Origin of the sequence: Diaphorobacter ruginosibacter (genome assembly GCF_014395975.1) — a bacterium.
In the GTDB taxonomy this organism is placed as follows: Bacteria; Pseudomonadota; Gammaproteobacteria; order Burkholderiales; family Burkholderiaceae_C; genus Diaphorobacter_A; species Diaphorobacter_A ruginosibacter.
In genome coordinates this window covers 4,531,267-4,557,697 of record NZ_CP060714.1, presented here as the reverse complement: position 1 = coordinate 4,557,697, position 26,431 = coordinate 4,531,267, and the positions used below count along the sequence as shown (strand labels likewise).

At 67.7% G+C, this 26,431-nt stretch carries 17 protein-coding genes; 4 read left to right on the top strand and 13 right to left on the bottom strand.

Annotated features, from left to right (window positions below; genetic code table 11):
- Window positions 1-8 precede the first annotated feature (8 nt).
- The 5 genes from H9K76_RS20570 to H9K76_RS20550 all read right to left on the bottom strand — a co-directional run bounded on the left by H9K76_RS20570 (window position 9) and on the right by H9K76_RS20550 (window position 8,000).
- Window positions 9-1,448 (bottom strand): HAMP domain-containing sensor histidine kinase, encoded by a 1,440-nt coding sequence (locus H9K76_RS20570; RefSeq protein ID WP_246475179.1) that lies wholly within the window; start codon window positions 1,446-1,448, stop codon window positions 9-11.
- A gap of 4 nt (window positions 1,449-1,452) precedes the next feature.
- Window positions 1,453-2,157 carry a response regulator transcription factor gene (locus tag H9K76_RS20565; RefSeq protein WP_187597127.1) on the bottom strand — a complete coding sequence of 235 codons (705 nt, stop codon included), beginning with the start codon at window positions 2,155-2,157 and terminating at the stop codon, window positions 1,453-1,455.
- Between the two features lie 39 nt (window positions 2,158-2,196).
- Complete coding sequence (locus tag H9K76_RS20560) at window positions 2,197-3,456, bottom strand: TolC family protein (protein WP_343066271.1); 1,260 nt, start codon at window positions 3,454-3,456, stop codon at window positions 2,197-2,199.
- A complete protein-coding gene (locus H9K76_RS20555) occupies window positions 3,449-6,571 on the bottom strand; it encodes an efflux RND transporter permease subunit (protein ID WP_187597125.1) in 3,123 nt (1,040 codons plus the stop codon). Before H9K76_RS20555 ends, H9K76_RS20560 begins: the two co-directional genes overlap by 8 nt.
- A gap of 235 nt (window positions 6,572-6,806) precedes the next feature.
- The gene (locus H9K76_RS20550) at window positions 6,807-8,000 is read right to left on the bottom strand and encodes an efflux RND transporter periplasmic adaptor subunit (RefSeq protein WP_187597124.1); all 1,194 of its coding nucleotides are present in this window, start codon (window positions 7,998-8,000) and stop codon (window positions 6,807-6,809) included.
- Between the two features lie 280 nt (window positions 8,001-8,280).
- Between H9K76_RS20550 and H9K76_RS20545 the strand changes: the two genes are divergently transcribed.
- Window positions 8,281-8,721, top strand: a complete 441-nt coding sequence (locus H9K76_RS20545; RefSeq protein WP_187597123.1) for an OsmC family peroxiredoxin — start codon at window positions 8,281-8,283, stop codon at window positions 8,719-8,721.
- Here H9K76_RS20545 and cobA read toward each other — a convergent pair.
- From cobA to H9K76_RS20505, 8 genes are all read right to left on the bottom strand, one after another.
- Entirely contained in the window at window positions 8,705-9,532 is an 828-nt protein-coding gene (cobA, locus tag H9K76_RS20540; protein WP_187597122.1) for a uroporphyrinogen-III C-methyltransferase, read from the bottom strand. The genes H9K76_RS20545 and cobA overlap by 17 nt on opposite strands.
- Window positions 9,533-9,564: 32 nt before the next feature.
- Window positions 9,565-12,420 (bottom strand): nitrate reductase, encoded by a 2,856-nt coding sequence (locus H9K76_RS20535; protein ID WP_187597121.1) that lies wholly within the window; start codon window positions 12,418-12,420, stop codon window positions 9,565-9,567.
- 55 nt (window positions 12,421-12,475) lie between these two features.
- Window positions 12,476-12,934 carry a nitrite reductase small subunit NirD gene (nirD, locus tag H9K76_RS20530; RefSeq protein ID WP_246475178.1) on the bottom strand — a complete coding sequence of 153 codons (459 nt, stop codon included), beginning with the start codon at window positions 12,932-12,934 and terminating at the stop codon, window positions 12,476-12,478.
- Window positions 12,931-15,420: a nitrite reductase large subunit NirB gene (nirB, locus tag H9K76_RS20525; RefSeq protein WP_187597120.1), complete on the bottom strand. Its 2,490-nt coding sequence runs from the start codon at window positions 15,418-15,420 to the stop codon at window positions 12,931-12,933. Before nirB ends, nirD begins: the two co-directional genes overlap by 4 nt.
- Before the next feature lie 231 nt (window positions 15,421-15,651).
- The gene (locus H9K76_RS20520; RefSeq protein WP_187600767.1) at window positions 15,652-16,458 is read right to left on the bottom strand and encodes an ABC transporter ATP-binding protein; all 807 of its coding nucleotides are present in this window, start codon (window positions 16,456-16,458) and stop codon (window positions 15,652-15,654) included.
- Window positions 16,459-16,499: 41 nt separating this feature from the next.
- The gene (gene ntrB, locus H9K76_RS20515; protein WP_187597119.1) at window positions 16,500-17,408 is read right to left on the bottom strand and encodes a nitrate ABC transporter permease; all 909 of its coding nucleotides are present in this window, start codon (window positions 17,406-17,408) and stop codon (window positions 16,500-16,502) included.
- A 63-nt stretch (window positions 17,409-17,471) separates the two neighbouring features.
- Window positions 17,472-18,740, bottom strand: a complete 1,269-nt coding sequence (locus H9K76_RS20510; RefSeq protein ID WP_187597118.1) for a CmpA/NrtA family ABC transporter substrate-binding protein — start codon at window positions 18,738-18,740, stop codon at window positions 17,472-17,474.
- Between the two features lie 276 nt (window positions 18,741-19,016).
- On the bottom strand, window positions 19,017-20,285 hold the full coding sequence (locus H9K76_RS20505) for a nitrate regulatory protein (protein ID WP_187597117.1): 1,269 nt from the start codon (window positions 20,283-20,285) through the stop codon (window positions 19,017-19,019).
- Between the two features lie 359 nt (window positions 20,286-20,644).
- Between H9K76_RS20505 and H9K76_RS20500 the strand changes: the two genes are divergently transcribed.
- The 3 genes from H9K76_RS20500 to dinG all read left to right on the top strand — a co-directional run bounded on the left by H9K76_RS20500 (window position 20,645) and on the right by dinG (window position 26,429).
- Complete coding sequence (locus tag H9K76_RS20500) at window positions 20,645-22,051, top strand: homoserine dehydrogenase (protein WP_187597116.1); 1,407 nt, start codon at window positions 20,645-20,647, stop codon at window positions 22,049-22,051.
- Window positions 22,052-22,109: 58 nt separating this feature from the next.
- Window positions 22,110-24,113 carry a 3'-5' exonuclease gene (locus tag H9K76_RS20495; protein WP_187597115.1) on the top strand — a complete coding sequence of 668 codons (2,004 nt, stop codon included), beginning with the start codon at window positions 22,110-22,112 and terminating at the stop codon, window positions 24,111-24,113.
- A 90-nt stretch (window positions 24,114-24,203) separates the two neighbouring features.
- Window positions 24,204-26,429: an ATP-dependent DNA helicase DinG gene (gene dinG / locus H9K76_RS20490; RefSeq protein WP_187597114.1), complete on the top strand. Its 2,226-nt coding sequence runs from the start codon at window positions 24,204-24,206 to the stop codon at window positions 26,427-26,429.
- Window positions 26,430-26,431: the final 2 nt, after the last annotated feature.

The following is a 26,431-nucleotide window of genomic DNA, read 5'->3' as shown; positions in this document are numbered from 1 at the left end:
GCGCCAGCTCAGGTCTGCGGCAGCCAGATGCGCGCCTGGAACCCATGCGGCAGATTGCTGAACGCAAGCCGCCCGCCATGCAGCTGCGTGATCGCATGAACGCTGGCCAGGCCCAGGCCATAGCCGCTACGGTCCTTGCGCGCGCGAAAGAAGCGGGTCGTCATCTTCTCCATCGCCTGGGGGTCCACGCCCGGCCCATTGTCCTCGACCAGGATCTCGATGCCCGGCGCCCCCTGCGGTTCGCCGTCGAGGGTGGCCGCACGCGCGCGCAGCACCACCCGCACGGGCGGCGGCGTGCCATCGGAGGGAGGTGCGTCCGTGGGAGAGGAAGCGGAAGGATCGCCATGCGCACCGCCATACTTAATGGCATTGTCGAGCAGGTTGGCTACCGCGCTGGCAAGCAGGTCTCCGTCGCCCAGCGCCGCCAGGTGGCCCCGGACCTGCACCTCGAGCGCGCCTCCGCCCTCGTCGAGCAGGGGCTCGTAGAACTCCGCCACATCGAGCAGCAGCGCGTTGATGTCGACCGTGCCGAATGCCGCGCGGCTGGTTCCGCTCTCGACTTCGGCGATCTGCAGCAGCTTGTCGAACACGATGCCCAGCTCCTCGACCTCGCCCGCCACGCGCATCAGCGTCCTGGCCTGCTCGTCCGGCGGCAGCTGGCGCGCATTGCGCAACTGCAGCGTGATGCGCGTGAGCGGCGTGCGCAGATTGTGGGCAATGGTGTTGGAGACATGGCGGATGCCTTCCATGAGCTGCTCGAGCCGGTCGAGCATGCTGTTGATGTCGCGGTTGAGCAGCGAGAACTCGTCGGCCCGCGCCGACACGGGGATGCGCTGGCGCAGGTCGCCCGCCGCCACGCGCGACATGGTGTTGCGGATGTCGGCCGCGCGCTCGTCCACCAGCCTGCGGAACATCGTCGCTCCGATCACGGCGATGAGCAGCGACAGCAGCGCCGCCAGCAGGCTCGCACGCCCGATCAGCTCCTCCATGTCGCGCTGCTGCTGCATGTCGGTCCCCACGGCGAGCGACAGCCCCTGCGGCAGCTCGGCCACCGCGACGCGACCCATCACCACACGCGAGCCCCGGCGCACCTTGAGCTCGCGGATGCCCATGCTGGTCAGCCTGCGCAGCGGAATGACCGTGGCATTGCCCACGATGGGCACGCCATGCGAGTCCATCAGGATGATGATCTCGGTATCGGTGTTCACGCCGTCCTGCAGGAACTGCCGGATTTCGGCTTCGAGCGCCTGCTGGCCGTACTTGCCGGCATGGTCGACGAGGCGCCTGAGGTTGGTCTCGGCCTGCCGGTCCACGCGCGTGCGCAGCACGCCCACCGTCTGCACATAGAACACCGCCAGCACCACCAGCACGGTCAGCACCATCAGCCCCCCGAACTGCAGGGCAAGGCGGAACGCCGTCGAGCTCCAGGGCCTGGCGCGCTCCGACACCGCGTCAGGCTCCCAGGGGCAGCTGGCCCGGTGCATCCGTGAGGCTGTAGCCCACGCCGCGCACCGTATGGATCAGCGCCGGCTCGAAGCCCTTGTCCACCTTGCCGCGCAGGCGGCTGATGTGCACGTCGATCACATTGGTCTGCGGATCGAACCGATAGTCCCATACCGCCTCGAGCAGCATGGTGCGCGTGACGATCTGGTGCGCGTGCTGCATGAGGAATGCCAGCAGGCGGAACTCGCGCGGCTGCAGCGCCAGGGGCACGCCCGCCCGATCGGCACTGCGTGTCATGAGGTTGATGCGCAAGTCCGCCAGCCGCATCTCGCGCACGGGCGCGGGCACCTGTGCGCGCCGCACCAGGGCCTCGAGCCGCGCGGACAGCTCCGCGAACGAGAACGGCTTGGTAAGGTAGTCATCGCACCCCGCCTTCAGCCCGCGCACGCGCTCATCGGTGGCCGACAGAGCACTCAGCACCAGCACCGGCGTCATCTTGCCGAGCGAACGCAACGTCTGCAGGATCTGCAGGCCGTCGAACTCATCGGGCAGCATGCGGTCGAGAATGATCACGTCCCACTGCTCGCCCACCGCGCGCGCAATGCCCTGCACACCGTCAGAGGCAAGCACCACCTGCGCGCCCTGCTCGCGAAGGCCGGCGGCAATGTAGCTCGCGTTGAGGGCGTCGTCTTCGATGATGAGATAGCGGTACATGGGGCCCGAGAGGTATGGATCACCGGATTCTGAACGATATCAATCCATCTGCGGCACATTCCCGCTCGCCAGCCGCACCTGCCACTCCGCATCGAGGTAGTCCTTCACCAGATCGAGGTATTCCAGGCGGTGTTCGGTGATCGATCCCAGCGCATCGATGAGCTCCAGGATGCCGCCCTGCCCCAGCCGGTAGGCGTCACCCGCCATCTGCTTGAGCGGATCAATCTGCGAGAGGCCTTGCTTCTCGTAGGCGTGCACGCTCTCCCGCTTGAGCTCAAGCTGCTGCAGCGCGCCGTACAGCTCCGACTGCGCGTTCCGGTTCGCGGCCTGCCAGCGCAGCTCGGCCTGTTCGGCCTCCATCTTCGCGCGGTCGATCGCGCCCTGGTTGCGGTCGAAGAGCGGTATCTCCATCGAGACGCCCCACTGCGTGTAGTTGCCATCGCCGCGGCTTTTCACGCGCGTGACCCCGACGCTGGGGGTGGGAAGCGCGTCGCGCCTGGCCACGTCGATCTTGTGGCGCGCCTGGTCGAGCTCCGCCTGCGCCGAGCGCAGCGCGGGCAGGCGCGTGCCGGCCTGCGCCCACAGGGTCTCGTAGTCCGGCAGTTGCTGCTCGAGCGTCTGCACGCTGCCTTCGGCGCGCGCGTTCCATCGCGGAATGGCCGCCACCTGGGCCGCATGCGTGGCGGCCGCCCTGAGCGCCGCCTTGGCCTTGGCCACCTGCATGCCCATCTGCGCGAGCTGCAGCGCAAGGCGCGAGCCGTCGTACTTGCTGCGAGCACCTGCCTCGATCTGTCCGCGCACGATGTACGCGGCCTTGTCGAGCGATTGCTGCGCGTCCTGCCAGACCTCCACGCGCTTCTGCGCCACGAGCAGTTCGTTGAATGCCAGCGCGGCCTCGTTGAGCGCGGTATTCACGGCCACATCGGCATGCGCCGCGGCCGTCATCTCGCCCTTCTTCGCATTCTCGATGCGCAGGCCACGCTGGCCGAAGATCGGAATCGGCTGCTCGATGCCCACGCCGTGCTCGCCGGGCTTGCCATACGCCGATGCGGTGGGATTGGGAAATGCCGACGCGGTGCGCGTGTCGGCGCGCGCCAGGCCCGTCTCCAGCCTGTCCGCCGCAAGCGAAGGCTGGTTGCGCACCACGAGGCGCAGATACTCTTCCAGCGTGACCGCCTGCTGCGGCACCGGCGCGGCGGTCCCATCCGCCGCCACCGCCATGGGCGCCACCTGAGCCTCACCGCGTGCGCCCGCGCAGGCCAGCAGCACGGCAGCGGCCAGCACATGGCACTTAGTCATTTTGCGTGCTTTCATCGCCTTCATCGATTTGTTCCTGAGTCAACATGTTCTTCGGGCCCAGCAGCGCATACAGCACGGGTAGCAGTACCAGGGCCACGAGCGGCAGGATCACCATGCCGCCCACGATCACCGATGCGAACGGGCGCTGGGTCTCGCTGCCCACGCCGGTTGACAAGGCCATCGGCAGCAGGCCCAGCAGCGCGAGCAGCGCCACCAGCAGGATCGAGCGCATGCGCTCGGCCGTCCCCTCCACCAGTGCCTGCATGAGTGGCATGCCCTGGCGGCGCAGTTCCTCCACCGCCGACACCACGAGCAGCCCCGCCAGCGCCACCTGTCCCAGCAGGGCGATGAAGCCGATGGCCGCGCTGATCGAGAGCTCGATGTGCGCGAGGTGCAGCGCCACGATGCCGCCCACCATGGCGAACGGCGCGCACAGCAGGATCACGCCCGCGCTGCGTGCATGGCCCAGCGCGCCGAACAACAGCGCGAACACGATCAGCAGCGACAGCGGCACCACCACCTTGAGGCGCGCCGCCGCGCGCTGCTGGTTCTCCCACTCGCCGCCCCAGAAGGCCTGGTAGCCCTCGGGCAGCTTCACGTTCTGGTTGAACGTGGCCAGCGTGTCCTTGACCACCGACCCGATGTCGCGGCCTTCCACGTTGAACTTGAGCGCCATGTAGCGCGCATTGCCTTCACGGAAGATCGAGGAATTGCCGATCTTGATGCCCACCGTACCCACCGAATGCAAAGGCACCGATCCGCCGTCGGGCAGCGGGATCGCGATGTTGCGGATGCGTTCCTCGTCCATGCGGTCCACATAGGGCAGGCGCACCCGCACCGGCACCGGGTACTCGCCTTCCCACAGCGTGGTGGAGACATTGCCCGCGAGTGCCACTTCCAGCGTTTTCTGTGCAGTCTCCATCGCGATGCCCTGGCGTGCCAGCGCGGCGCGGTCGAACTCCACATGCAGCTGCGGCGCGGGCGCATCGCGATAGAGGTCGAGGTCGACCACGCCGTCGATGTCCTTCACCAGGCCCACGGTCTGCTGCAGCAGCTTGCGCAGCGTGGGAATGTCGGGGCCGAACATCTTGAGCACCACCTGCCCGCGCGCACCCGACGTGGACTCTTCCACGCTGTCGCGGATCGGCTGCGCGAAGTTGAACGCCACGCCCGGGATCTCGCCAAGCGATGCGCGCATCTGCTCGATCAGCTCGGGCTTGGTCAGGCCCTTGCGCCACTCGCCGTGCGGCTTCAGGCGCACCAGCGACTTGGCCAGGTTCAGGGTCTCGTTGTCGGTGCCGGACTCGGGGCGGCCCTGCTCCGTCGTCACCGAAATCACCTCCGGGAAGGCCTTCAGGCGAAAGCGCACGTCGCGCAGGATTTCCTGGCCCTTCTCCAGCGAGATCGATGCCGGCATCTGCACCAGCACATAGGCATCGCCCTCATCGAGCTCCGGCAGGAACTCCGTTCCGAGAAACCTGGCGGACACGCCGGCCGCCACGAGCACGCCGACGGACACCAGCAGCACGATAGCGCGGCTGCGCGCCAGGCCCAGCACCTTGCCGATCCAGTGCTGGTAGCCATGGTGCATGCGGTCGAATATCCTGGGCTCCTCCACCATCACATGCCGGGGCTTGAGGAACAGCGCGCACAGTGCGGGCACCAGTCCCATCGCAAACACCAGCGCACCCAGCAGCGCAAAGCTGTAGGTCATCGCGAGCGGACGGAAGATGCGGCCCTCGATGCTCTGCAGCGAGAAGACCGGAATCAGCGCGGCAATCACGATGGCCATCGCGAACAGCGTGGGCTTGGCGACGGCAACGGCGGAATCGATGATGATGTGCCGCATGTCGTTGGCCGTCTGCGGCTTTCTGAGGCGCGCGTTGCGGATGATGTTCTCGGCCAGCACCACCGCCCCGTCGACCATGATGCCGAAGTCGATCGCGCCCATCGAGATCAGGTTGGCGGGCATGCCCAGCAGGTGCAGCCCGATGAAGGCCACCAGCAACGACAGCGGGATCACCGTGGCCACGATCAGCGAGCCGCGGACGCTGCGCAGGAACAGCCACAGCACCGCCACGATCAGCGTCGCGCCGAACAGCAGGTTGTGCTGCACCGTGGCCAGCGTGTGGCCGACGAGATCGGAGCGGTCGTAGTTCGTGGTCATGTGCATGCCCTCGGGCAGGCCGCCGTTGTTGAGCGCCTCCACCTTGGCGTGGATGTCGTCCAGCACCACGGAAGGGTTCTCGCCACGCTTGAGCAGCACGATGCCCTGCACCACGTCGTCGTGCTCGTCCTGGCCGACCGAGCCCTGGCGCGGCGTGTGCGACTGCACCACGCGCGCGACATCGCCGATGGTCACGGGAGCGCCGCCGCGCATCGCGACCACCACCTCGTTGATTTCCTGTGGCGAATGCAGCAGTCCGATGCCGCGCACGATCAACGACTGCTCTCCCCGCCGCATCAGCCCGCCGCCCACGTTGCGGTTCGACTTGGAGAGCGCCTCGCTCACATCGTCCAGCGACAGGCCGAGTGCGTAGAGCTTCTCGGGATCGACCTCGACGTGGAACTCCTTCACGAAGCCGCCGATGCTCACCACGTCCGCCACGCCCTGCACCTGCTTGAGCACACGCACGATGTGCCATTCCTGTTCGGTGCGCAATTGCGCGAGCGTGTGACGGTCGCTGCTCAGGCGGTAGTAGAAGATCTTGCCGAGCGGCGTGTAGTCCGGTGCCATCTCGGGCGTCACGCCCGGCGGCAGGTCGGCCTGCGGCAGGCGCTGCGAGACCTCGGCGCGCGCATTGAAGCTCACCGCGTCGTCATTGAAGACGAGATTGATCATCGAGAGGCCGAAATAGCTCTCCGAGCGCAGCGACACCAGCCCCGGCGTGCCGTTGAGCTCGCGCTCCAGCGGCTGCGTGATCTGGCGCTCGACCTCCTCGGGCGCGAGGCCCGGTGCCTGCGCGATCACACCGACCTGCACATTGGTCACGTCGGGATAGGCCTCGATGGCGGTATGCAGGTACGACCACACACCGTAGATCGCCACCAGCGCCGTGGCGCACAGCGCCAGCAGGCGGCGGTGCACCACAAAGGAAATGAAGGAACGCAGCATTGTTTTTTTCTTCAGTGATTCGTTGCCCGCATCGGGCAGGGCCCATGCGAGGCGCGCAGCGCCTCAGGGGGAATGCCACAAAACTCCGAGCGCACCCCACAAAACTGGCGAGGCCCATGCGAGAGCAGCCGTGCAAGGGCCGCCCCGCCGCACTGGCTGCGTCCCCCTTCCCGAACTGCGTAGCAGTTCGAGAGAAGGGGGAAGGCGCACAGCGCCTCAGGGGGACGCTCCTTCTTCACAGCAATTGATTGGCCGCACCATCCAGGAGCAGGCCGCCCTTCACCACGATCTTCTCGCCCGGCTGCAGCCCGCCCATCACGGGCACCATGCCGTGTGCGGGTCGGCCAAGCTGCACGGTGCGTGCCTCGAACTCGGTATCGGAGCGCTGGACGAAGACCACGCTGCGGCTTTCGTCCTTGATGAGCACGGCGGTCACGGGAATCATCAGGTCTCGCGTGGCCGACATCTGCACGCCCACGCGCACCTGCATGCCGGCCCGCAGCGCGGGGTTCTGCTGGTCCAGGTCCACCACGACGGACGCTCTGCGCGAGTCCTTGTCCAGCGTGGCGCCCAGGTGGCGCACCTTGCCCGACAGCGGCCTGGGCAGCTGCTGCACCTCCACCTGCACGGGACTGCCCACGTCGATGCCCTGCAGGTCGCTCTCGAAAACCTGGGCGACGACATTCATCGCGCCCTGGTCGCCGATGGTGAACAGCGCGGAGCCGGCCTCCATCGACGCGCCGACCTGCGCCTTGCGCTCGGCGATCACGCCGGCGCGCGGGGCGCGCAGCAAGATGCGGTCGCCATCGCCCGATCCCAGCAGCGCCACCGTGCCGGAGGCGCGCGAGAGTTCCTGCGCCGACTCCCGCAACCGGGCCTGCGCGGCACGCAGGTCCACGTCGGTGCCCACGCCCGTGTCGCTCATGGTCTGCTGCCGCCGCACCTCCACTGCGGCCACGTCGCGCGCGCCCCTCGCCGCGGCGAGCTCATGGCGCGTGCGCAGCGCGTCGGGACTCACCAGCGTGGCGAGCACGTCGCCCGCCTTCACCGCGTCGCCCACATGCGCGCTCACCGAGACCACGCGCGCTGCCACGGGCAGGGAGACCGCGGCCGTCTTGTCCTCCACGAACGCCACCTGCGCGGGAGCCCAGGCGAGCCGCGCTCCATTCGCGGGCGCGACGGTGTCGATGGCAAGCATCTTCACCGAGGCGGGCTCGAGCCTCACCATTCCCCTGTCCTGCGCCTCGGCTGCCGGCTTTCCGGGCGCCTGCTGCGCCGCTTCCGCCGGCGATGCGGTAGAGGCATTGCAGCCGGTCAGCAGCCATCCCGCCGATGTCACCAGCATGGCCACCACAGCCGCATTTACGGCCACATTAACGGCTACATTCGCGGCGGCGTACCCCGCGCGTCTCGCTTTGTTCTCGCTCATCTTGCACCTCGTGTCCGTCATCACTTGCCAGCGTTCGCTCCTGCGCGCGCGGAACCGCCGCGCACCCGATCTGGCGCTGCAGGGATGCTAGGCAGGAGGGTTCAGGGCGTGTCTAACGCTTTCATTAACGTTTGGTAAGGTGGCGTCGTCCCTCGAGCGCCGGAATGCACCGCCTGTAGGAGGGTGCTGTCACTTCGGGTCCCGGCCCTGGCAGTCACACGGCATTCGCGGTATGTTGCGACACTGGGTTTTCAACTTGAACCATGAAGGAGTTATCCACATGTCCGCAGACAAATCCGCATCGGTCCACTGGCAAGGCGCAGGCAAGGAGGGCAAGGGCGAGATCAGCACCGAGACCGGCGCGCTGAACAAGGCGCCCTATGGCTTCGCCAGCCGTTTCGGCGACGACCACCAGGCCACCAATCCCGAGGAGATCCTGGCCGCGGCACATGCCGCCTGCTTCGCCATGGCGTTCTCGTTCGCCTGCGCCGCGCAGGGCATCCAGACCGAGACCGTGGACACCACGGCCAAGGTGCGCCTTGCGGCCGATGGCGGCGGCTTCAAGATCAACCGCATCGCGCTCACGCTCAATGCCAGGGTGCCGGGCCTGTCGGAAGAGCAGTTCCAGCAGATCGCCGCAGAGGCCAAGGCCGGCTGCCCGCTCTCCAAGGCGCTCGCGAGCGTGCCCGAGATCACGCTGACGGCTACGCTGAGCGCGTGAGCCGCGCGGCGGGCCCTGGCCCCCGTGCGGCGCCGTTGAACATGGCGACCGCATCACCCGCACGGACGACATCGCCCACCACGAAGATGCACGGGCTGGCCAGACCCGACTCGTGCAATGTCTGGCTCAGTTGTGCAAGCTCGGTGATCACATGTGCCTGGGTCGGCAGGCTGGCATTGCTGATCAGGGCGACCGGGGTCTGCGCATCAAGCCCGCCACCCAGCAGGCCCGCTTCGATCTCGCTGGCCGAAGAGACCCCCATGTAGATGACCAGCGTGAGGCGCGCCGCGGCCGCCGTGCGCGCGATCTCGCGCCAGTCCACGCCACGCCCGCCCTGCCCCGCGTGGCCGGTGATCAGCATCACACCGTGGGCATGTTCCCGGTGGGTGAGCGCGATGCCCAGCGATGCGGGCGCCGCCAGGCCCGCCGTGATGCCGTTGACCACCTCCACGCGCACGCCCGCGGCGCGCAGGTGCTCGGCCTCCTCGCCGCCGCGCCCGAAAATGAACGGATCGCCCCCCTTGAGCCGCACCACCGTCTCGCCTTCGCGCACCGCCATCAGCATCAGGCGCTCGATGAACGCCTGTGGCGTGCTCACCCGCCCACCCCGCTTGCCCACATGGATGATGCGCGCCCGGGGCGGGGCCAGTGCGAGGATCTCGGCCGACACCAGATCGTCCGCCAGCAGCAGCGTCGCGCTCTGGATGGCCTTGCAGGCCCGGAGCGTCAGGAGCTCGGGGTCGCCCGGCCCCGCACCCACCAGAAAGCAGCGGCCCGGGGATTCCCCGCCTGGATGAAGCGATTCGGTCATGATGATTCTCCTTGCTGTTCGTCGATGGTGACTCAGGCCGGTGCACCAAGTGCCTGCGGCTGCAGGCTCCGCACCATCTGCCGGATGGAGGGAATGCACGAGCCGCAGCCCGTGCCGCAGCCCAGCGAGTCCTTGAGTGCCTGCAGGCATGCGTCCTCCGATCCCCCGGCCCCGGTCTTCAATTGCCGCACGATGGCGTCCTCGCTCACGTTCATGCAGGCACATACCTGGCGCGACGCGCCAACGGCAACGCGGGGCGCGCTGCTGCCCGATGCCAGCAGCATGCGGCCGAACGGAAGCGTGGACAGTCCGCCCTTGAGCACGTCGGCAAGCCACTGGCCCGCGCTCGCATCACCACACAGCATGAAGCCTTCGAGCACGCGTTGATCGGCGCGCTGCACCAACCGCAACGTACGGCTGCACTGCCGCCGCGCATCCGTGTAGCGCAAGGCCTGGGGATCGCTCAGCTGCAGGCAGTCGGACAGGCGTTGCAGCAGGTCCGGCGAGGGCGCCTCGTAGGCTGCGGCACGGAACTGCACGCCGGTGCGGGCCTGGTCCGCCTCTGCGAGCGACACCGCATTGCTGAAGAGCACGCAGCTGGCGAAGTCGAATTCGCCCATCAGGGCCGCCAGCGCCTCGCGCGCCTGCAGCACCCCGTCGGCGGGCAGCCAGGCCATGCCGAGGCAGTGCCAGGGCATCTGCGCCTTGAGCACCTTCACCGCCGCATGCTTGAGCTCCGGCTGGCGCGACTTCGGGCAGCGCTCGGGCGTGGTGAGCGCATTCACGCCGCCCAGCCGCTGGCCCGTCGAGCTGCGCCCGCCCAGGTACTCACTGCCCCAGTGCATGGCAAGGAACACCTGGCCGGAGGAAAGCTGCGCGTCAGTGCGCACCGGCGCGACGATGGCGCCGCGCCGGCTGGTCACATGCGCCAGATCGCCGTTCTTCAATTGCAGGCGATCCATGTCGGCCGGGTGCATCTGCAGCTGCGGCTCCGATTCGTGTGCGAACAGCCTGCCGAGCTGCCCCGTGCGGCTCATGCCATGCCAGTGATCGCGCAGGCGCCCGGTGTTGAGGCTGAACGGATAGCGCGCATCGCAGGGCTCCGCGAGTGCCCTGTAGGGCTGCGCCTGAAACAGCGCGCGGCCGTCGGGCGTGGGAAAGACGCCGTCCTCGTACAGCCGCGCCTTGCCGCTGGCCGCGCCCTGCGCGAAAGGCCACTGCTGCGGCCCGCGCTCGTCCAGCAGTGACCAGCTCAACCCCGTGATGTCCAGGTCGCGCCCGCGCGTGCTCTCGCGATGCTCGTTCCAGATGGCCTCCGCACCGGCCTGCGCGTCGACCGTGTCGTAGGGGAACAGGCTCGGCCGGCCCGCACGCAGGCGCGTCTCGAGCGCCTGTGCAAGCTGCACGCCAATTTGCCAATCGTGCCGCGCCTCGCCGCTCGGCGGTACAGCGGCGCGCACGCGCGAGATACGGCGCTCGCTGTTGGTGACCGTGCCCAGCTTCTCGCCCCAGGTGGTCGCGGGCAGCAGCAGGTCGGCGAATGCGGCGGTCGCGGTGTGTGCAAACGCCTCCTGCAGCACGACGAACTCCGCGCGTCGCAGGGCCTCGCGCACCAGCGACTGGCGAGGAAGGCTCTGCGCGGGGTTGGTACAGGCTATCCACAGTGCCTTGATCTCGCCGTCGGCCGCCGCCTCGAACATCTCCACCGCGGCCTTGCCGGGCTGGTCCGGCACGCGCTCCACGCCCCACAGTGCGGCCACTTCCGCGCGGTGCGCCGGATTGCCCATGTCCCGGTGCGCGCTCAGCAGGTTCGACAGGCCGCCCACCTCGCGTCCGCCCATTGCATTGGGCTGACCGGTCAGGGAAAACGGGCCGGCCCCAGCGCGCCCAATCTGTCCGGTCGCCAGATGCAGGTTGATGAGCGCGGCATTCTTGTCCGTTCCGCTGCTGCTCTGGTTCAGGCCCTGGCAGTACAGGCTGAGCGTGCCACGGCGCGCGTCAGGAGGGGTTGCATCGCCGCCCAGCGCGAACCAGCGCGCCGCGCGCAGCAGGTCGTCCTGATTCAGTCCGCAGATGGCGGCCACGTGCCCGGGCACGGCGTCGCGCACCAGCGCCTTCAGTTCGGCAAAGCCCCGGGTGTGCCGGTCGATGTAGGCCTCGTCCACCCAGCCCTCTCGCAGCATGATGTGCAGCAGCCCGTGGAACAGCATCACATCGGTTCCCGGAGCCAGCGGCAGATGCAGATCGGCCACCGCGGCCGTTTCCGTGCGGCGCGGGTCGACCACGATGATCTTCATCTGCGGATTCGCCGCGCGCGCCGCCTCCACGCGCCGGAATGCGACCGGATGGGCCCACGCCATGTTGCTGCCCGCGATGAACAGGCAGCCCGCGTGCTGGAAATCGTCATAGCAGGCAGGCGGCGCATCGGCGCCGAGCGTCGCCTTGTAGCCCGCCACGGCGCTGCTCATGCACAGGCGCGAATTGGTGTCGATGTTGTTGGTGCCGATCAGCCCCTTGGCCAGCTTGTTGAAGACGTAGTAGTCCTCGGTCAGCAGCTGGCCGCTGAGATAGAAGCCCAGCGCATCGGGCCCGTGCGCAGCGACGATGCCCTCCAGGCGCTCGGCCGCATGCGTGATCGCGGAGGACCAGGCGATGGGTGCCGGCTCGGCATCGCGGCGCGCGCGCAGCTGCGGTACCAGCAGGCGGGCCTGCGCTGCCTGTGCCGGGGCGGCCGTGAGGTGCAGCGTGCTGCCCTTGGTGCACAACTTTCCATGGTTCGCGGGGTGCGATGGATCGCCGCGCACGCCGGTAATGGCACCGCCTCGTGTCTCGATGATCACCCCGCAGCCGACGCCGCAGTAGGGGCAGGTGGATTGGGTTTCTTGCATGGTGGCAGCCGCTCGCATGGGTGGTGAGGGATCGGTCGAATCGTGCAGAGGGTCCCTAGGCGCGCTGCAACGTGACCGGCACGCTGCGGAGCGCGGCCGAACCCGCGGCCGCGGGTTCGGCGTGGCCCCTGCAGGCCGGCCCGGCATGCGGGCGCGTGAATTCAAGCGCATGCTCCGCGAGCTCCCTGGCGCTCAGGTGCACGACGCCGCCGTCCAGCAGCACGGAGAAACGCGCGGTGCTGCCTTCGTCGGGCGCGGCCGCCTCGCCCGTGGCCAACGCGATCGTCCAGTTGTGCAGCGGACAGGCCACGCTCTCTCCGAACACGATGCCCTGGGACAGCGGCCCGCCCTTGTGCGGACAGCGGTCGAGCAGCGCGAACACCCGGTCGGCGGCACCGCGGAAGATCGCCACATCGAGCCCGCGCGCGCGTGCCACGCGCCGCGCCCCCAGCACCGGAATATCGTCGAGCGCGCAGATGGCGATCCAGTCGTCGTGATGCATTGCATGACTCATGCCGTGATCTCCTTTGCGTGTGCCCTGGCGTCGGCGACGGCCGGCACGATGGGAATGAACTGGCGCGTATCGACCGCCGCGCGCCGTGTCTCGAACCAGGGGTCTGGCTCGCCTTCGAGGGCGGCCTGCAGATCCGCCCAGAGCGCCTTGCGCCCGGCTTCGTCCTCGAGGATGCGGCGCTTCACATAGTCCAGCCCCACGCGCGCGAGGTAGTGCACGGTGCGCTCCAGGTACCAGCCCTCCAGCCGGTACAGCTGCATGAACGCGCCGGTGTACTCCATCACCTCCTCCGCGGTCTTCAGCTTGGCGAAGAAATGCGCGACTTCGGTCTTGATGCCGCCGTTGCCGCCCACATACATCTCCCAGCCTGAATCCACGCCGATGATGCCCACGTCCTTGATGCCCGATTCCGCGCAGTTGCGCGGGCAGCCGCTCACCGCGAACTTCACCTTGTGCGGTGCGTACATGCGCCACATCGCGTGCTCCAGGTCCTTGCCGAGCTGCGTGCTGTCCTGCGTTCCCATGCGGCACCATTCGCTGCCCACGCAGGTCTTCACGGTGCGCAGTGCCTTCGCGTACGCATGGCCGCAGGGCATGCCGATATCGTTCCACACCCCCTGCAGGTCTTCCTTCTTCACTCCGAGCAGATCGATGCGCTGGCCGCCCGTGACCTTCACCGTGGGAATCTGGTACTTGTCCACCACGTCGGCGATGCGGCGCAGCTCGTCGGCGGTCGTCTCGCCGCCCCACATGCGCGGCACCACGCTGTAGGTGCCATCCTTCTGGATGTTGGCATGGCTGCGCTCGTTGATGAAGCGGCTTTGCGGATCGTCCAGCGCGTCCTTGGGCCAGGTGCTGATGAGGTAGTAGTTGACGGCCGGGCGGCAGGTGGCACAGCCATCGGGCGTCTTCCATTCGAGAAAGCGGAACGTATCGTGCACGCTCAGCAGCCGGTGCTCGCGGATCGCATCGCGCACGGCCTGATGCCCGTGCATGGTGCAGCCGCACAGCGGCTTGAGCTTGGGCGTGGCGGAGTAATCGCCGCCCGCCGTGAACATCAGGATCTGCTCGACCAGGCCCGTGCACGACCCGCAGCTCGCACTGGCCTTGGTGTGCTTCTTCACCTCGTCCAGCGTGAACAGGCCCTTGTCCTTGATGGCCTTGCAGATCGCGCCCTTGGTCACGCCGTTGCAGCCGCAGACCTCGTCGCCGTCGGCCATGGCCGCGGCCTTGCTCTGGCCCTGGTGGCCGGTGTCGCCCAGGTTGGACTCGCCGAACATCAGCTTGTCCCGGATGTCGGCCACGCTGCGCCCTTCGCGCAGCAGCTTGAAGTACCAGCTGCCGTCCACCGTATCGCCGTAGAGGCATGCGCCCACGAGCCGGTCGTCCTTGAGCACCAGCTTCTTGTAGACACCGCCACCGGGGTCGCTCATGATGATTTCCTCGGTGTCCGCGCCGCCCTGGAAGTCACCCGCCGAGAACAGGTCGATGCCCGTCACCTTGAGCTTGGTCGACGTGAGCGATCCCTGGTAACGCCCGATGCCGAACTCCGCAAGATGGTTGGCCAGCACCTTGCCCTGCTCGAACAGCGGCGCCACCAACCCGTATGCCACGCCCCTGTGCGCCGCGCATTCGCCCACCGCATAGATGCGCGCGTCGGTCACGGTCTGCAGGGTGTCGCTCACCACGATGCCGCGATTCACATGCAGATGGACCTTCTCGGCCAGCGCCGTGTTGGGGCGGATGCCCACCGCCATCACCACCAGGTCGGCCGGCACCTCGCTGCCGTCCTTGAACCGCACGGCGCGCACGCGACCCGTGGCGTCGTCTCCCAGCAGCTCCTGCGTGTGCGCCCCCATCAGGAACTTCATGCCGCGCTCCATCAGCGATTGCTTGAGCAGGTCTCCGGCGGTGTCGTCCAGTTGCCGCTCCATGAGCCAGTCGCCCACATGCACCACGGTGCATTCCATGCCGCGCTTCATGAGCCCGTTGGCCGCCTCGAGCCCCAGCAGACCGCCGCCGATCACCACCGCGTGCCGGTATTGCGCGGCCGCATGGATCATCGCCTGCGTGTCCGCGATGTCGCGGTAGGCGAGCACGCCCGGCAGATCCTTGCCCGGAACCGGCAGCATGAAGGGATGGGATCCGGTCGCGAAGATGAGCCGGTCGTAGGGCGCGCTGACGGCGTCGCCGTTCGCGTCCACCGCATGCACGATGCGCCGCGCGCGATCCACATCGGTCACGCCGCAGCCCGCATGCAGCGTGATGCCGTGGTCCTGGTACCAGGACCAGTCGTTGAGGATGATCTCCTCAAGCGTCTGCTCCCCCGCCAGCACGGGCGAGAGCAGGATGCGGTTGTAATTGGGATGCGGCTCGGCGCCGAATACCGTGATGTCGTAGAGATCGGGCGCGATGGCGAGCAGCTCCTCCAGCGTGCGCACCCCCGCCATTCCGTTGCCGATCATGACCAGTCTGGATTTCTTCATCTCATGCTCCGTGGGCGTATGAAAACAAAAAGACGTCCGGCAACGACCATGAGTCTTCATGGGTCGCCTGGACGTCTTTGTCGTGTGCACCAGGGCTGCGTTGCCCGATGCATCCGTGGCCCACATTGGCCACGCTTTTTCCTATGCAATCCTCATGCCAGCTGCATGGCCTTGAAGATGCGCTTTTTTGGTGCAACGCATGTGCCATGCACGTGCGGTACACAGCACTGCTTACACACCCTTCTCCACATGCCCCTGCCGTGTATACAGAAAGTCCATCACCGCCTTGCGGCAGCGCTGGTACTCGGGATCGTCCGCCAGCACGACCCGGTTGCGCGGCCTGGGCAGCGGCACTGGGAGTACCTCGCCGATCGTCGCCGCCGGCCCGTTGGTCATCATCACGATGCGGTCGGAGAGCAGCACCGCCTCGTCCACATCGTGCGTCACCATCACCACCGTGCGCTGCGTGCGCGCCACGATCTCCAGCAGCTCGTCCTGCAGCTTGGCCCGTGTGAGCGCATCGAGTGCGCCGAACGGCTCGTCCATGAGCAGCACCTGCGGCTCCATCGACAGCGCACGGGCAATGCCCACGCGCTGCTTCATGCCGCCCGAGATCTCACCGGGCCGCTTCTGCGCCGCGTGTGTGAGTCCCACGAGCGCCAGCGCCGCATCGGTGCGCTCGGCGAGTTGCGCCCGGCTGACGCTGCGCCCGAACACGCGCTCCACCGCGAGATGGACGTTGTCCCAGCAGGTGAGCCACGGCAGCAGCGAATGGTTCTGGAACACCACCGCGCGCTCCGGTCCAGGTCCCTTGATCTCGCGGCCCGCGCAGGTCAGCGCGCCCGCCGTGGGCGAGGTGAGTCCCGCGATCAGGTTGAGCAGCGTCGACTTGCCGCAGCCCGAATGCCCGATCAGGCTCACGAACTCGCCGCGCACGATGCGCAGGTTGATGTCCTTCAGTGCGGGGAACACGCCCTTCGAGGTGCGGAATGTCTGCTCCACGTTCTGCACGTCGATGTACCTTGCCAGTGTCGGCATCGGTGCGGCCAGGCCCTCGGGGCTCGAAGCAATGGCGGCATTCATGTCTTCACCTCCTCGAATGTGAACGCGGAAGCCAGCTTCACCAGCGCCAGCTCCAGCACCAGACCCACGATGCCGATCACGAAGATCGCGATGATGATGTTCGCGACGTTGAGGTTGTTCCACTCGTCCCATACCCAGAATCCGATACCCACGCCGCCCGTGAGCATCTCTGCCGCCACGATCACCAGCCATGCCGTGCCGACGGCCAGCCGCACCCCGGTCAGCATGTAGGGCAGGACGGAAGGAAACAGTATGGTGGTGGCGATCTTCCACTCGCTCAGGTTGAGCACGCGGGCCACGTTCATGTAGTCCTGCGGCACGCGCTGCACGCCGGTCGCCGTGTTGATGACCATCGGCCAGATCGAACAGATGAAAATGGTCCAGATCGCCGCCGGATCCGCGCCCTTGAACACCAACAGGCCGATCGGCAGCCAGGCCAGCGGCGACACCGGCCGCAGCAGGCTGATCAGCGGGTTGAACATGCGCGAGAGGAAGTCGAAGCGGCCGATGACGAAGCCCAGCGGGATGCCCACCAGCGCCGCGAGCCCGAAGCCAATGCAGACCCGCTGCAGCGAGGCCAGCACGTTCCAGCCCACGCCCTGGTCGTTGGGGCCGTTGCGGTAGAACGGATCGCTGAACACTTCCTGCGCCTGTTGCCAGGTGGCCAGCGGCCCGGGAATGCCGTCGCCGCGCGCCACGATCGACCAGAGCATCACCAGCAGCATCAGGCCCAGCACGGGCGGCAAGGCGCGCTGGGCCCAGCTGCCCAGACGCCTCGCCAGCGGCATGCGCGGCGGCGCTGCGCGCTCATCAGGGGGCGCATGCTGACGGATGCGAGGGGCGTTCGCGTGGGCTCCTGGATCGACGGTATCCGTGGCGGGACCATGAAAAACTGCACTGACCATGGTGGGCTCCGATGGGGTCAAGACAAAACGAAGAAGGAAACACAGAGAGAACAGGGCCTGGATTCAGGCCTTGGACTTGAAGGAATCGGCATAGCGCGCCGGGTCGCTTCCATCCCACACCACCCCATCCATCAGCTTGCTGCTGCGCATGGGCGACTTCGGCACGCTCACCTTGAGCTGCGCCGCCGCCTGGGTGTACAGGTCGATGCGGTTGATCTTGCGGGCCACCGCGAGGTAGTCCGGGTGCGACTTGAGCAGCCCCCAGCGCTTGTGCTGCGTGAGAAACCACATGCCGTCCGACAGGTAGGGGAAGTTCGCGTCGCCATCGGCAAAGAACTTCATGTGGTTCGGATCGTCCCAGGTTCTTCCCAGGCCGTTCTGGTAGCGCCCCAGGATGCGCTGATTGATGGCGTCCACGCTGGTGTTCACATACGACTTGGCCGCGATGGTCTCGGCCATCTTCAGCTTGTTCTGCATGCTGGCGTCGATCCAGCGACCCGCCTCCATCACCGCCATCATCACGGCGCGCGAGGTGTTGGGATACCTCTCCGCGAAGTCGGCACTGCAGCCCAGCACCTTTTCGGGATGGTCGCGCCAGATGTCCTGCGTGGTGGCGGCCGTGATGCCGATGCCGTCCATGATCGCGCGGTGCCCCCAGGGCTCTCCCACGCAATATCCGTCCATGTTGCCCACGCGCATGTTCGCCACCATCTGCGGGGGCGGCACGGTGATGACCTTGGCATCCTTCAGCGGGTCGATGCCCGCGCTCGCCATCCAGTAGTACAGCCACATGGCATGCGTTCCCGTGGGGAAGGTGTGCGCAAAGGTGTACTCCCGCTTGTCGCTGGCCATGAGCCTGGCGAGGCTGGCCGCATCGACCGCGCCCTTGTCGGCGAGCTTCCTGGACAACGTGATCGCCTGGCCATTACGGTTCAGCGTCATCAGAACCGCCATGTCCTTCTGCGGACTGCCCACTCCCAGCTGCACGCCATAGACCAGCCCGTACAGCACATGGGCCATGTCCAGATCGCCGTTGGTGAGCTTGTCGCGCACGCTGGCCCAGCTGGCCTCCTTGCTGGGAACGATCTTCACGCCGTATTTCTGGTCGAATCCCAGCACCGATGCCATGACCACGCTGGCGCAGTCGGTGAGAGGGATGAAGCCGATCTTCACCTCCTTCTTCTCCGGAGCGTCCGACCCCGCGGCCCAGGCGCCGTGGTGCCCGAGCGTGGCGTAGAGCGCCGAGCCCGCGGCCAGTTGCACGCCGCTGCGCAGAAAGCTGCGGCGCGGCGAGACCGTGCCTGCGGTCGGTTCCTTCTCATTTTTCTTCATGATCGAACTCCATCGAAGTCGTGGTGGCAAAGCAAAAAAGAAAACGGCGTCCACCCCTTCGCCTGCACACAGCAGACGAAGGAAGGGGACGCCGTTGTCCGGGAATCACGGGCATTGCTGCCGGGCAGGACCGCCTTTGGTCCGCTCTTGTCCCTGCCTGCACGCACGATCCGTGCCATGGAAAACCACAGGGGGTTGGTGGGCACAGCCCCCGTATCGGCCCTCGCATGGTGCATTGCAGCATCCGCCGATGGCCAAGTTGGTGCGCGACGGGATTCAGGGAGGCAGCAGCTCGACCGTCGACAGCACCGCCTGCGCGACATCGAGCAGCCGGCGGTTCTGGTTCATTGCGGTCTGGCGCAAGAGCTTGTGCGCATCGCTCTCGCTGATCTGGCGCAGGTGCATGAGCATGCCCTTGGCGCGTTCGATGGTCTTGCGCTCGACAAGTGCGGTGCGCGCCCTGTCGATCTCGGCCTGCATGGCGAGCAGGCGCTGCGATTGCTCCTGCACCAGGCTGCGGATCGAGCGCTCCAGCTGCGGTCCGAAGGCGGCGCAGCTGGCATACGCTGCCGTGGTGCGCGGCAGGCTGTCGGGCGCGTCGACGGCGAAGAAAGCCAGCCCCTCAGTTTCCTCCGTTGCATGTTCCCGGTCCTGCAGCGCCTGCAGGGCGGTCTGAGCCAGTTCCAGCCTTCCTGCGCACAGCAGCGCGAGCTCGCGGGCCATCAGGACCTCCACTTCGTGCATCGCATCGAGCCGCAGCGAGCAGGCGGCAAACCAGCGCTCGCCCAGCCCCGCGTCCAGGCCGTCATCCGCCTGCGCGGTGCAGGCCACGCGGCGCAGGCGCTCGATGGCGGACATGTCGGGTCCCTGCTCGCACCGGCCCAGCCACAGCTCGTGCATTGCGGCCGGCGCGAATTCGGTGAACACCTGGAAGCACTGCTCCTGCGAATCGATGAGGTGCAGCCAGTGGCGCCGGCGCTGTTCATCGTTCACTCCCGAGGCAAATGCGGCTGCTCCCGTGGCGCGCTCCTGTCCGGCAAGCTCCTTGCCCTGCATGAAATGGAACAACGCCACCAGCAGGCGCGAGACGTCCGGATCGCATGCGCTGTCGGCCGCCTCGAACACCAGGGCAAGACAGGCCGCGATCAGCCGAACGAACGCGGCCGTGCTCTCCTGCAGGGTGAGCGCCAGCGACCCGATGCCGCTGCGCAGCGCGGGCAGGGACGCAAGCCCCTGCAGCAGGCAGGCGATCGCGTTGTACAGCAGCGCCGCATGCCGTGCGGGCTGCACCGGCAACTCCTGCGCATCGAGCGCCAGACGCACCATCCCGATCGCATCGTCCACGGCCCGCATCTGCGCCGCCAGCGCGGGTGCGCCCTGCTGGCCGCCGCTGGCAAGCCACAGGTTCGACAGCCCGCGCTCCTTCTGCAGTTCATGGATCAGCTCCGACACGCAAGTGACCAGCGAGCAGGCGCTGCGCAGCTGCTCCAGTTCGGCGATCTCGGACTGCCTTGCGGCAACCAGGTAGCACAGCGGTGATTTCATGGGAGGCCGTCAGTGTGTCGGGATACGCCGACACCGATGCAAGCTCCGTGCCCGACGGCCCCGGATCACATTCTTCCCGCTGCGCGGGAGTTTGCAGTACACTGGCGCGATGTCTTCGTCCACTTGGTTCCCTGCCAACGCCCTTGCCGGCCGCTTCCCGCGCGGCGCATGCGCGCTGCCCGAGAGTGCACGAATGATTACGATGATTACCGACACAGCTACCTAGCGCGTGTTGGGTGGCTGTACCGGCAGCCACCTGGAATCGTCCCCCTCCTCCCAAGAATCGATGACCCAGCTGGCAAGCTGGGTTTTTTGTTTTTCGGCCCCGCAAACGGGGCTCTTCTGGAGAGGTAGACACCATGTATAGCGAACCCCGCCTTCGCCCCGTCTCACTGAATGCCGCCGCGCAAGCGGCCTGTGCCAGCCTGCCGTTGGCACCCGCATTGCCTGCGCTGCGGGTGGGCATGATCGGCCTGGGGACGGTGGGCATGGGCACATGGTCGGTTCTGCAGCGCAACCAGTCGTTGATCGCCGCGCGGGCCGGGCGCGGCATCGAACTCGTCGCCCTGGCCGTCCGCGACCGCGTGCGCGCCGCAGAAAAGCTGGGCGACGCGGCGCTCGGGAATGTCGAGCTCACCAGCGATCCCCACTATGTGGCCACCCACCCCGACATCGACGTGCTGGTCGAGGTGGCCGGCGGCACCGGCCCGGCGCATGACTGGGTGCAGGCCGCGCTCGCAGCGGGCAAGCATGTGGTCACCGCCAACAAGGCACTGCTCGCCACCCATGGCGAAGCCCTGGCGGCCAGCGCCGCGACACATGGCCGCCAGCTCGCATACGAGGCGGCCGTTGCAGGCAGCATTCCCATCATCAAGACGCTGCGCGAAGCGCTGGCCGCCAATCGCATCGATGCGGTAGCGGGCATCCTCAACGGCACCAGCAACTACATCCTCACGCGCATGCGCGATGCGGGCCTCGATTTCGAACAGGCGCTGGCCGAGGCGCAGGCGCTGGGCTACGCCGAGGCCGATCCCACCTTCGATGTGGACGGCATCGACGCCGCGCACAAGCTCACGCTGCTGGCCGCCAATGCATTCGGCGTTCCGGTGAACTTCGACGCCGTGCATGTGGAAGGCATCCGCGATCTGCAGCGCGCCGACATCGCCGCCGCCGCCGAGCTCGGCTACGCGGTGAAGCTGCTCGCCGTCGCCCGCCGCCGGGGCAACGCACTGGAGCTGCGCGTGCACCCTGCCCTCGTCGATCAGCGCAACCCGCTCGCGCATATCCATGGCGCGACCAACGGCGTGTCCGTGCATGGCGATGCGAGCGGCGCGGCGTTCTACAGCGGTGCGGGCGCGGGGGGCGAGCCCACGGCATCGGCCGTGGTGGCCGACCTCATCGACCTGGCGCGCCTGCCTGTGGATAACGTCCGCGGCCGCGGTCACGGCGTACCGACGCTGGGCACGCACGTGCGCGAGGGCGACGCGCCGCACGTGCTGCCGATGGCCGAGGTGGTCGCATCGCAGATGCTGTGCGTGGCCTGCGACAAGGGCCTGTGCGAGTCGGGCACCGTCCGCGCGCTGGAAAGGTCGGGCCTGCAGGTGCTGCGCCGCAAGTGGGTGCATGCAGGCGAACAGGGTGCGGCACCCGCGCTGGTGCTGCTCACCGCGCCGGTGGCCGACGCCGTTGCCGGGAGGGCGGTGCAACAACTGCAGGCGCACGGCGGTCCGATCGTGCGCCGCCTGCGCGTGCATGCGGAGGGGTGATCGCCAAGCTGTGCAAGACTAGGGAACCTGCTAACGCACTTTTCCGTCCCCCGCATCCATGTCCCAGTCCGCCAGCGCCGAAGCGCAGTTCCGCCCCAAGCTCATCACGCCGTCGCGCGAACAGCTCGCCATCCAGGTCGCGCGTGAGCGCACCCTCATCGTCGAGGCGAATGCGGGTGCGGCCAAGACCACCACGCTCGCGCTGCGCGTGGGCGAGTGCCTCGCGCGCGGCATGTCCGCGCATCGCATGATGGCACTCACACACACGCAGCCCGCCTGTGTCGCGCTGCGCGAGCGCATGGCGCAGATCGGCATCGCACGGCCTGTGGTCCAGCAGATCCGCATTCAGACCTTCGAGGAGTTCAGCGCCGAGATCCTGAGGCAGATCGATGACCGCGCCGTTCCCGTCGCGAGCGAGAACGAGCAGTTGCGCACGCATTTCTGGGGCGCCGTGCAGCGCGTGGAAGAGAATGAGGCCGATCCCTGGCGCGACCAGCTGAACCTGCCCGCCATTGGAGACAGCTGGTTCGTGGAGGAGTTCCTCAAGATCAACGCGCGCCTCAAGGGCACGATGCGCGACGTACTGGAGCGCGACGGCCGCAGCGCCAGCCCCGAGTATGCCGAGAGCATCGGCATCGACTACACGCAGCTCAGGGTGTACCTGGCCTATGAGCGCATCCGCCGCCGGGAGAACGAGGACACGCCGCTGTTCCGCGGCGCCATGGATGCCACCTACGATCTCGCGCGCCACTTCCACGAAGGCGCCAGCGCCGAAGGCCTGCGCCACTGGCCCGCCCATGCCCAGGTGGTGCTCGTCGACGAGATGCACGACCTGAACCAGGCCATGTTCCGCGTGCTGGTCGAGATTCTCAACACCACCAAGAGCCTGTTCTGCGGCATGGGGGACGTGGACCAGGTGGTGCACGAGTCCTCCGGCGCGGACGCCGTCTTCATGCAGACGGCCATTGCAGATCACACCGAACGCAGCATCCAGCGCTACCAGCTCACCCACAGCTTCCGTTTCGCCAGGAGCCTCGCGCTGCGGGCCGGGCGCGTGGCGGCCAAGCCCTACAGCTCCGAGGCCGCGCACGAGACTCAGATCACCGAGCAGACCTTCTCCACCGACGAGGAATGCGCCGCGCTGGTGGTCGCCAGTGCCTTGGCCTGGAAGCGCGTTCACTGGCGCAAGATGCACGAGTTCGCCATCCTGCTGCGGCATCCCGCGCAGTCGGTGCTGATCGAAAACCAGCTCATCGAGCATGCGCTGCCGTTCGCGATGAACGGCTTCGAGAGCTATCTCAAGCGCCCGGAAATCCTGTTCATTCGCGGGCTCATGGCCGTGGCCACCGACAACATGGCCAGCCTCTCGCATGAAGACACGCGCAGCCAGGTGCTCGGCGCCCTGCACTTCTTCAGCGGCACGCGCATCGAGGTCGAAGACCGCCCGGGCGACAGCCAGGCCACGCTGCTGGCCGAAGCCGTGCACGCCGTGCGCGACAACGCCATGTTCCTCACGACCTTCTTCGACAACCAGGTGCTGCGCACCGCGCCACCCCACCTGCGCAGGCGGCTCGAGGCGGCACGTCAGCTCGCCGCGACACACAGCGGGCCCACGTTCCTCGACGACGTGCTGCAGGCGCTCGACATCCGGGCCATCATCCACGAGGCCTACATCTCCAAGGAGCGGCGCGAAGAGGCGCTGTCCAACATCGAAGGACTCAAGCTCGCGGCCCGCAAGTTCCAGTCCGCGTTCGATTATTTTCATTTCCTGAACACCCTGGAGGAGAAGCAGCGCGACTTCAAGGACAGCAAGCGCCTGCAGATCGCCAGCATCGTGAGCGTGAAGGGACTGGAATTCGAGCATGTGATCGTCCCGCACCTCACCCAGGGCGCCTTTCCCGCGGGCAACGGCACCTCCACCGAGGAGCGCAACCTGCTCTACGTGGCCATCACGCGTGCAAAGCGGCAGCTCACGCTGCTCGCGCATGCCGAGCGGCCCAGCGTGTTCATGGCGACCATGTCCAGCAGTCGCAGAGCGGGCGACACGGACCGGGCCGCATGACATCCCTGCGCGGGCGCGGCCAAGGCGCATCGGCTAAGATGGCTGGATGAAAGCACAGTATCCGGGCTTTCCTCTCCATCCAGTTGTTCCATGTCCGCACAGCAATGGGCCGATCAGGCCCTGCAATCGTTCGATACCGTAGTCCAAGCCACGGGGGGCTTCCGCAGCCGCCCGGGCCAGCGGCTCATGGCCGAGCAGGTCGCGCAGGCATTCAGCCGGGCACAGCTCGGCAAGATCGATGCGGACGATGAGAACACACCGCCCCCCGAACGCGCGATTGCCGTGATCCAGGCCGGAACCGGCGTGGGCAAGTCGCTTGCGTACAGCGTGCCCGCGATCTCGATGGCGCTGGAACGCGGCACGCGCGTGCTGATCTCCACCGCCACGGTCGCGCTGCAGGAACAGCTCGTCACCAAGGACCTGCCCGCGCTGGCCGCACACATCAGCAAGCCCTTCAAGTTCGCGCTCGCCAAGGGGCGCGGGCGCTATGTCTGCAAGCTCAAGCTCGAGCGGCTGGCCGGAGGCTCCGATGCGTCCGGCGAAGACGACCTGCCCGACGACGACCTGTTCCCCGAAGAGGAGGCTGCGGCCCGCGCCAAGCGCCCGCGCGCCGAATCCGAGGCGCGCATGAAGTTCTACGCCAGCATGGCCGACGCCCTCTCGCGCGGCGGCTGGGATGGCGACCGCGACACGCTCGACACTCCGCCCGAGGCCGAGGTCTGGAGCCCCGTGGGCGCCGAGGCCAGCTCCTGCACCGGCAAGCACTGCCCGGTGTTCAGCCAGTGCACGTACTACGAGCGCCGCAAGGAACTGGTGGCGGCGCAGGTCATCGTGGCCAACCACGACCTGCTGCTGTCCTCGCTCGGCGCGCGCCTGCTGCCCGAGCTCGACAACTGCCTGCTCGTCGTCGACGAGGCCCACCACCTGCCCGGCACCGCGCTCGACCAGTTCGCGAGCGAGGCCGACCTGAGCCGCCTCACCTGGATCGACAAGCTCGCGAGCCGCGCGCTGCGTATCGGCCAGCTGATGGAAGTGGAGGAGATCGCGGACATCCCCAATCATTCCGCGCGCCTGCGCACCACGCTGCAGGACGTGGCACGGCTGGTGATGGATGTCTACGGCGAGACGCTCAAGCCGCCCAAGGCGGGCGGTGCCGGCACCAGTCGCTTCGGTGCCGCGCAGCCAAGATACTCGACGCCCTACAACAACATCACCCGTGCCCGCGTACCCAACGGCGTGCTGCCCGCGGAGCTGATCGAGCCGCTCTCCCAGGTCTCGCACCACGCCGAGGGCTTTCTCACCGCCCTGCGTGCCATCGCCAAGGCGCTGCGCAGCCAGATGAAGGACAAGCCCGACGAAGCGCGCCGCCTGTCCACCCTCTACGCGCAGATCGGCGCCCTCGCGCCGCGCCTCGAAGGGGTGCACTCCACGGCATCGCTGCTGCTGCAGGACGCGCCCGAAGGCGCCGCCCCCGCCGCCAAGTGGTTCACGCTGGAGATCGATGGCGACTACATCGTCGTGAAGGCGCATGCCAGCCCGCTGCTGCCGGGCAACACGCTGCGCAACCACCTGTGGTCGGCCGTGCGCGGCGCGGTGCTGACATCGGCCACGCTCACCAGCTGTGGACAATTCGATTTCTTCCTGCGCGAAGCGGGCCTGGTCAACGACGATGCCGTCACCACGCTCGAAGTCGCCAGCCCCTTCGACTACGCGCTGCAGGGTACGCTGGTGGCCACCGAGACCCAGGCCGACCCGCGCGACGCACAGGCCTTCACCGCGGAAATGGTGGACGCCCTGCTCTCGGACCTGGCCATGGTCGAATCGGGCGCGCTGGTGCTGTTCACCTCGCGCGACCAGATGCGCCAGGCCGTGGATGCCCTGCCCACCGCCATGCGCAGCGTGGTGCTGGTGCAGAACACCCTGCCCCGCCAGCAACTGCTGGCCACCCACCGCGAGCGCGTGGCCGATGGCGAGCCGAGCATCATCTTCGGCATGCAGTCCTTCGGCGAAGGCCTCGACCTGCCCGGCGCGCTCTGTGAATCGCTGTTCATCACCAAGCTGCCGTTCGCCCCGCCCGACGACCCGGTCGGCGAGGCCCGCGCCGAGTGGCTGCGCGGCGCGGGGCGCGACCCGTTCAGCGAACTGGTGGTGCCCGCCACCGCCATCCGCCTGGCCCAATGGGCCGGCCGCGCCATCCGCACCGAGGAGGACCGCGCGCATGTCTACTGCTATGACAAGCGCCTGATCCGCACGGGGTACGGGCAACGCCTGTTGAAGGGGATGCCGCCGTTCACCCTGGAGCGCCGGCTGGCGTGAGC

Excerpts from the sequence above, each read along its gene's own strand:
- H9K76_RS20565 (WP_187597127.1), bottom strand. The coding sequence starts at position 2,157 with ATGTACCGCTATCTCATCATCGAAGACGACGCCCTCAACGCGAGCTAC.
- H9K76_RS20560 (WP_343066271.1), bottom strand. The coding sequence starts at position 3,456 with ATGACTAAGTGCCATGTGCTGGCCGCTGCCGTGCTGCTGGCCTGCGCG.
- H9K76_RS20555 (WP_187597125.1), bottom strand. The coding sequence starts at position 6,571 with ATGCTGCGTTCCTTCATTTCCTTTGTGGTGCACCGCCGCCTGCTGGCG.
- H9K76_RS20550 (WP_187597124.1), bottom strand. The coding sequence starts at position 8,000 with ATGAGCGAGAACAAAGCGAGACGCGCGGGGTACGCCGCCGCGAATGTA.
- H9K76_RS20545 (WP_187597123.1), top strand. The coding sequence starts at position 8,281 with ATGTCCGCAGACAAATCCGCATCGGTCCACTGGCAAGGCGCAGGCAAG.
- cobA (WP_187597122.1), bottom strand. The coding sequence starts at position 9,532 with ATGACCGAATCGCTTCATCCAGGCGGGGAATCCCCGGGCCGCTGCTTT.
- H9K76_RS20535 (WP_187597121.1), bottom strand. The coding sequence starts at position 12,420 with ATGCAAGAAACCCAATCCACCTGCCCCTACTGCGGCGTCGGCTGCGGG.
- nirD (WP_246475178.1), bottom strand. The coding sequence starts at position 12,934 with ATGAGTCATGCAATGCATCACGACGACTGGATCGCCATCTGCGCGCTC.
- nirB (WP_187597120.1), bottom strand. The coding sequence starts at position 15,420 with ATGAAGAAATCCAGACTGGTCATGATCGGCAACGGAATGGCGGGGGTG.
- H9K76_RS20520 (WP_187600767.1), bottom strand. The coding sequence starts at position 16,458 with ATGCCGACACTGGCAAGGTACATCGACGTGCAGAACGTGGAGCAGACA.
- ntrB (WP_187597119.1), bottom strand. The coding sequence starts at position 17,408 with ATGGTCAGTGCAGTTTTTCATGGTCCCGCCACGGATACCGTCGATCCA.
- H9K76_RS20510 (WP_187597118.1), bottom strand. The coding sequence starts at position 18,740 with ATGAAGAAAAATGAGAAGGAACCGACCGCAGGCACGGTCTCGCCGCGC.
- H9K76_RS20505 (WP_187597117.1), bottom strand. The coding sequence starts at position 20,285 with ATGAAATCACCGCTGTGCTACCTGGTTGCCGCAAGGCAGTCCGAGATC.
- H9K76_RS20500 (WP_187597116.1), top strand. The coding sequence starts at position 20,645 with ATGTATAGCGAACCCCGCCTTCGCCCCGTCTCACTGAATGCCGCCGCG.
- H9K76_RS20495 (WP_187597115.1), top strand. The coding sequence starts at position 22,110 with ATGTCCCAGTCCGCCAGCGCCGAAGCGCAGTTCCGCCCCAAGCTCATC.
- dinG (WP_187597114.1), top strand. The coding sequence starts at position 24,204 with ATGTCCGCACAGCAATGGGCCGATCAGGCCCTGCAATCGTTCGATACC.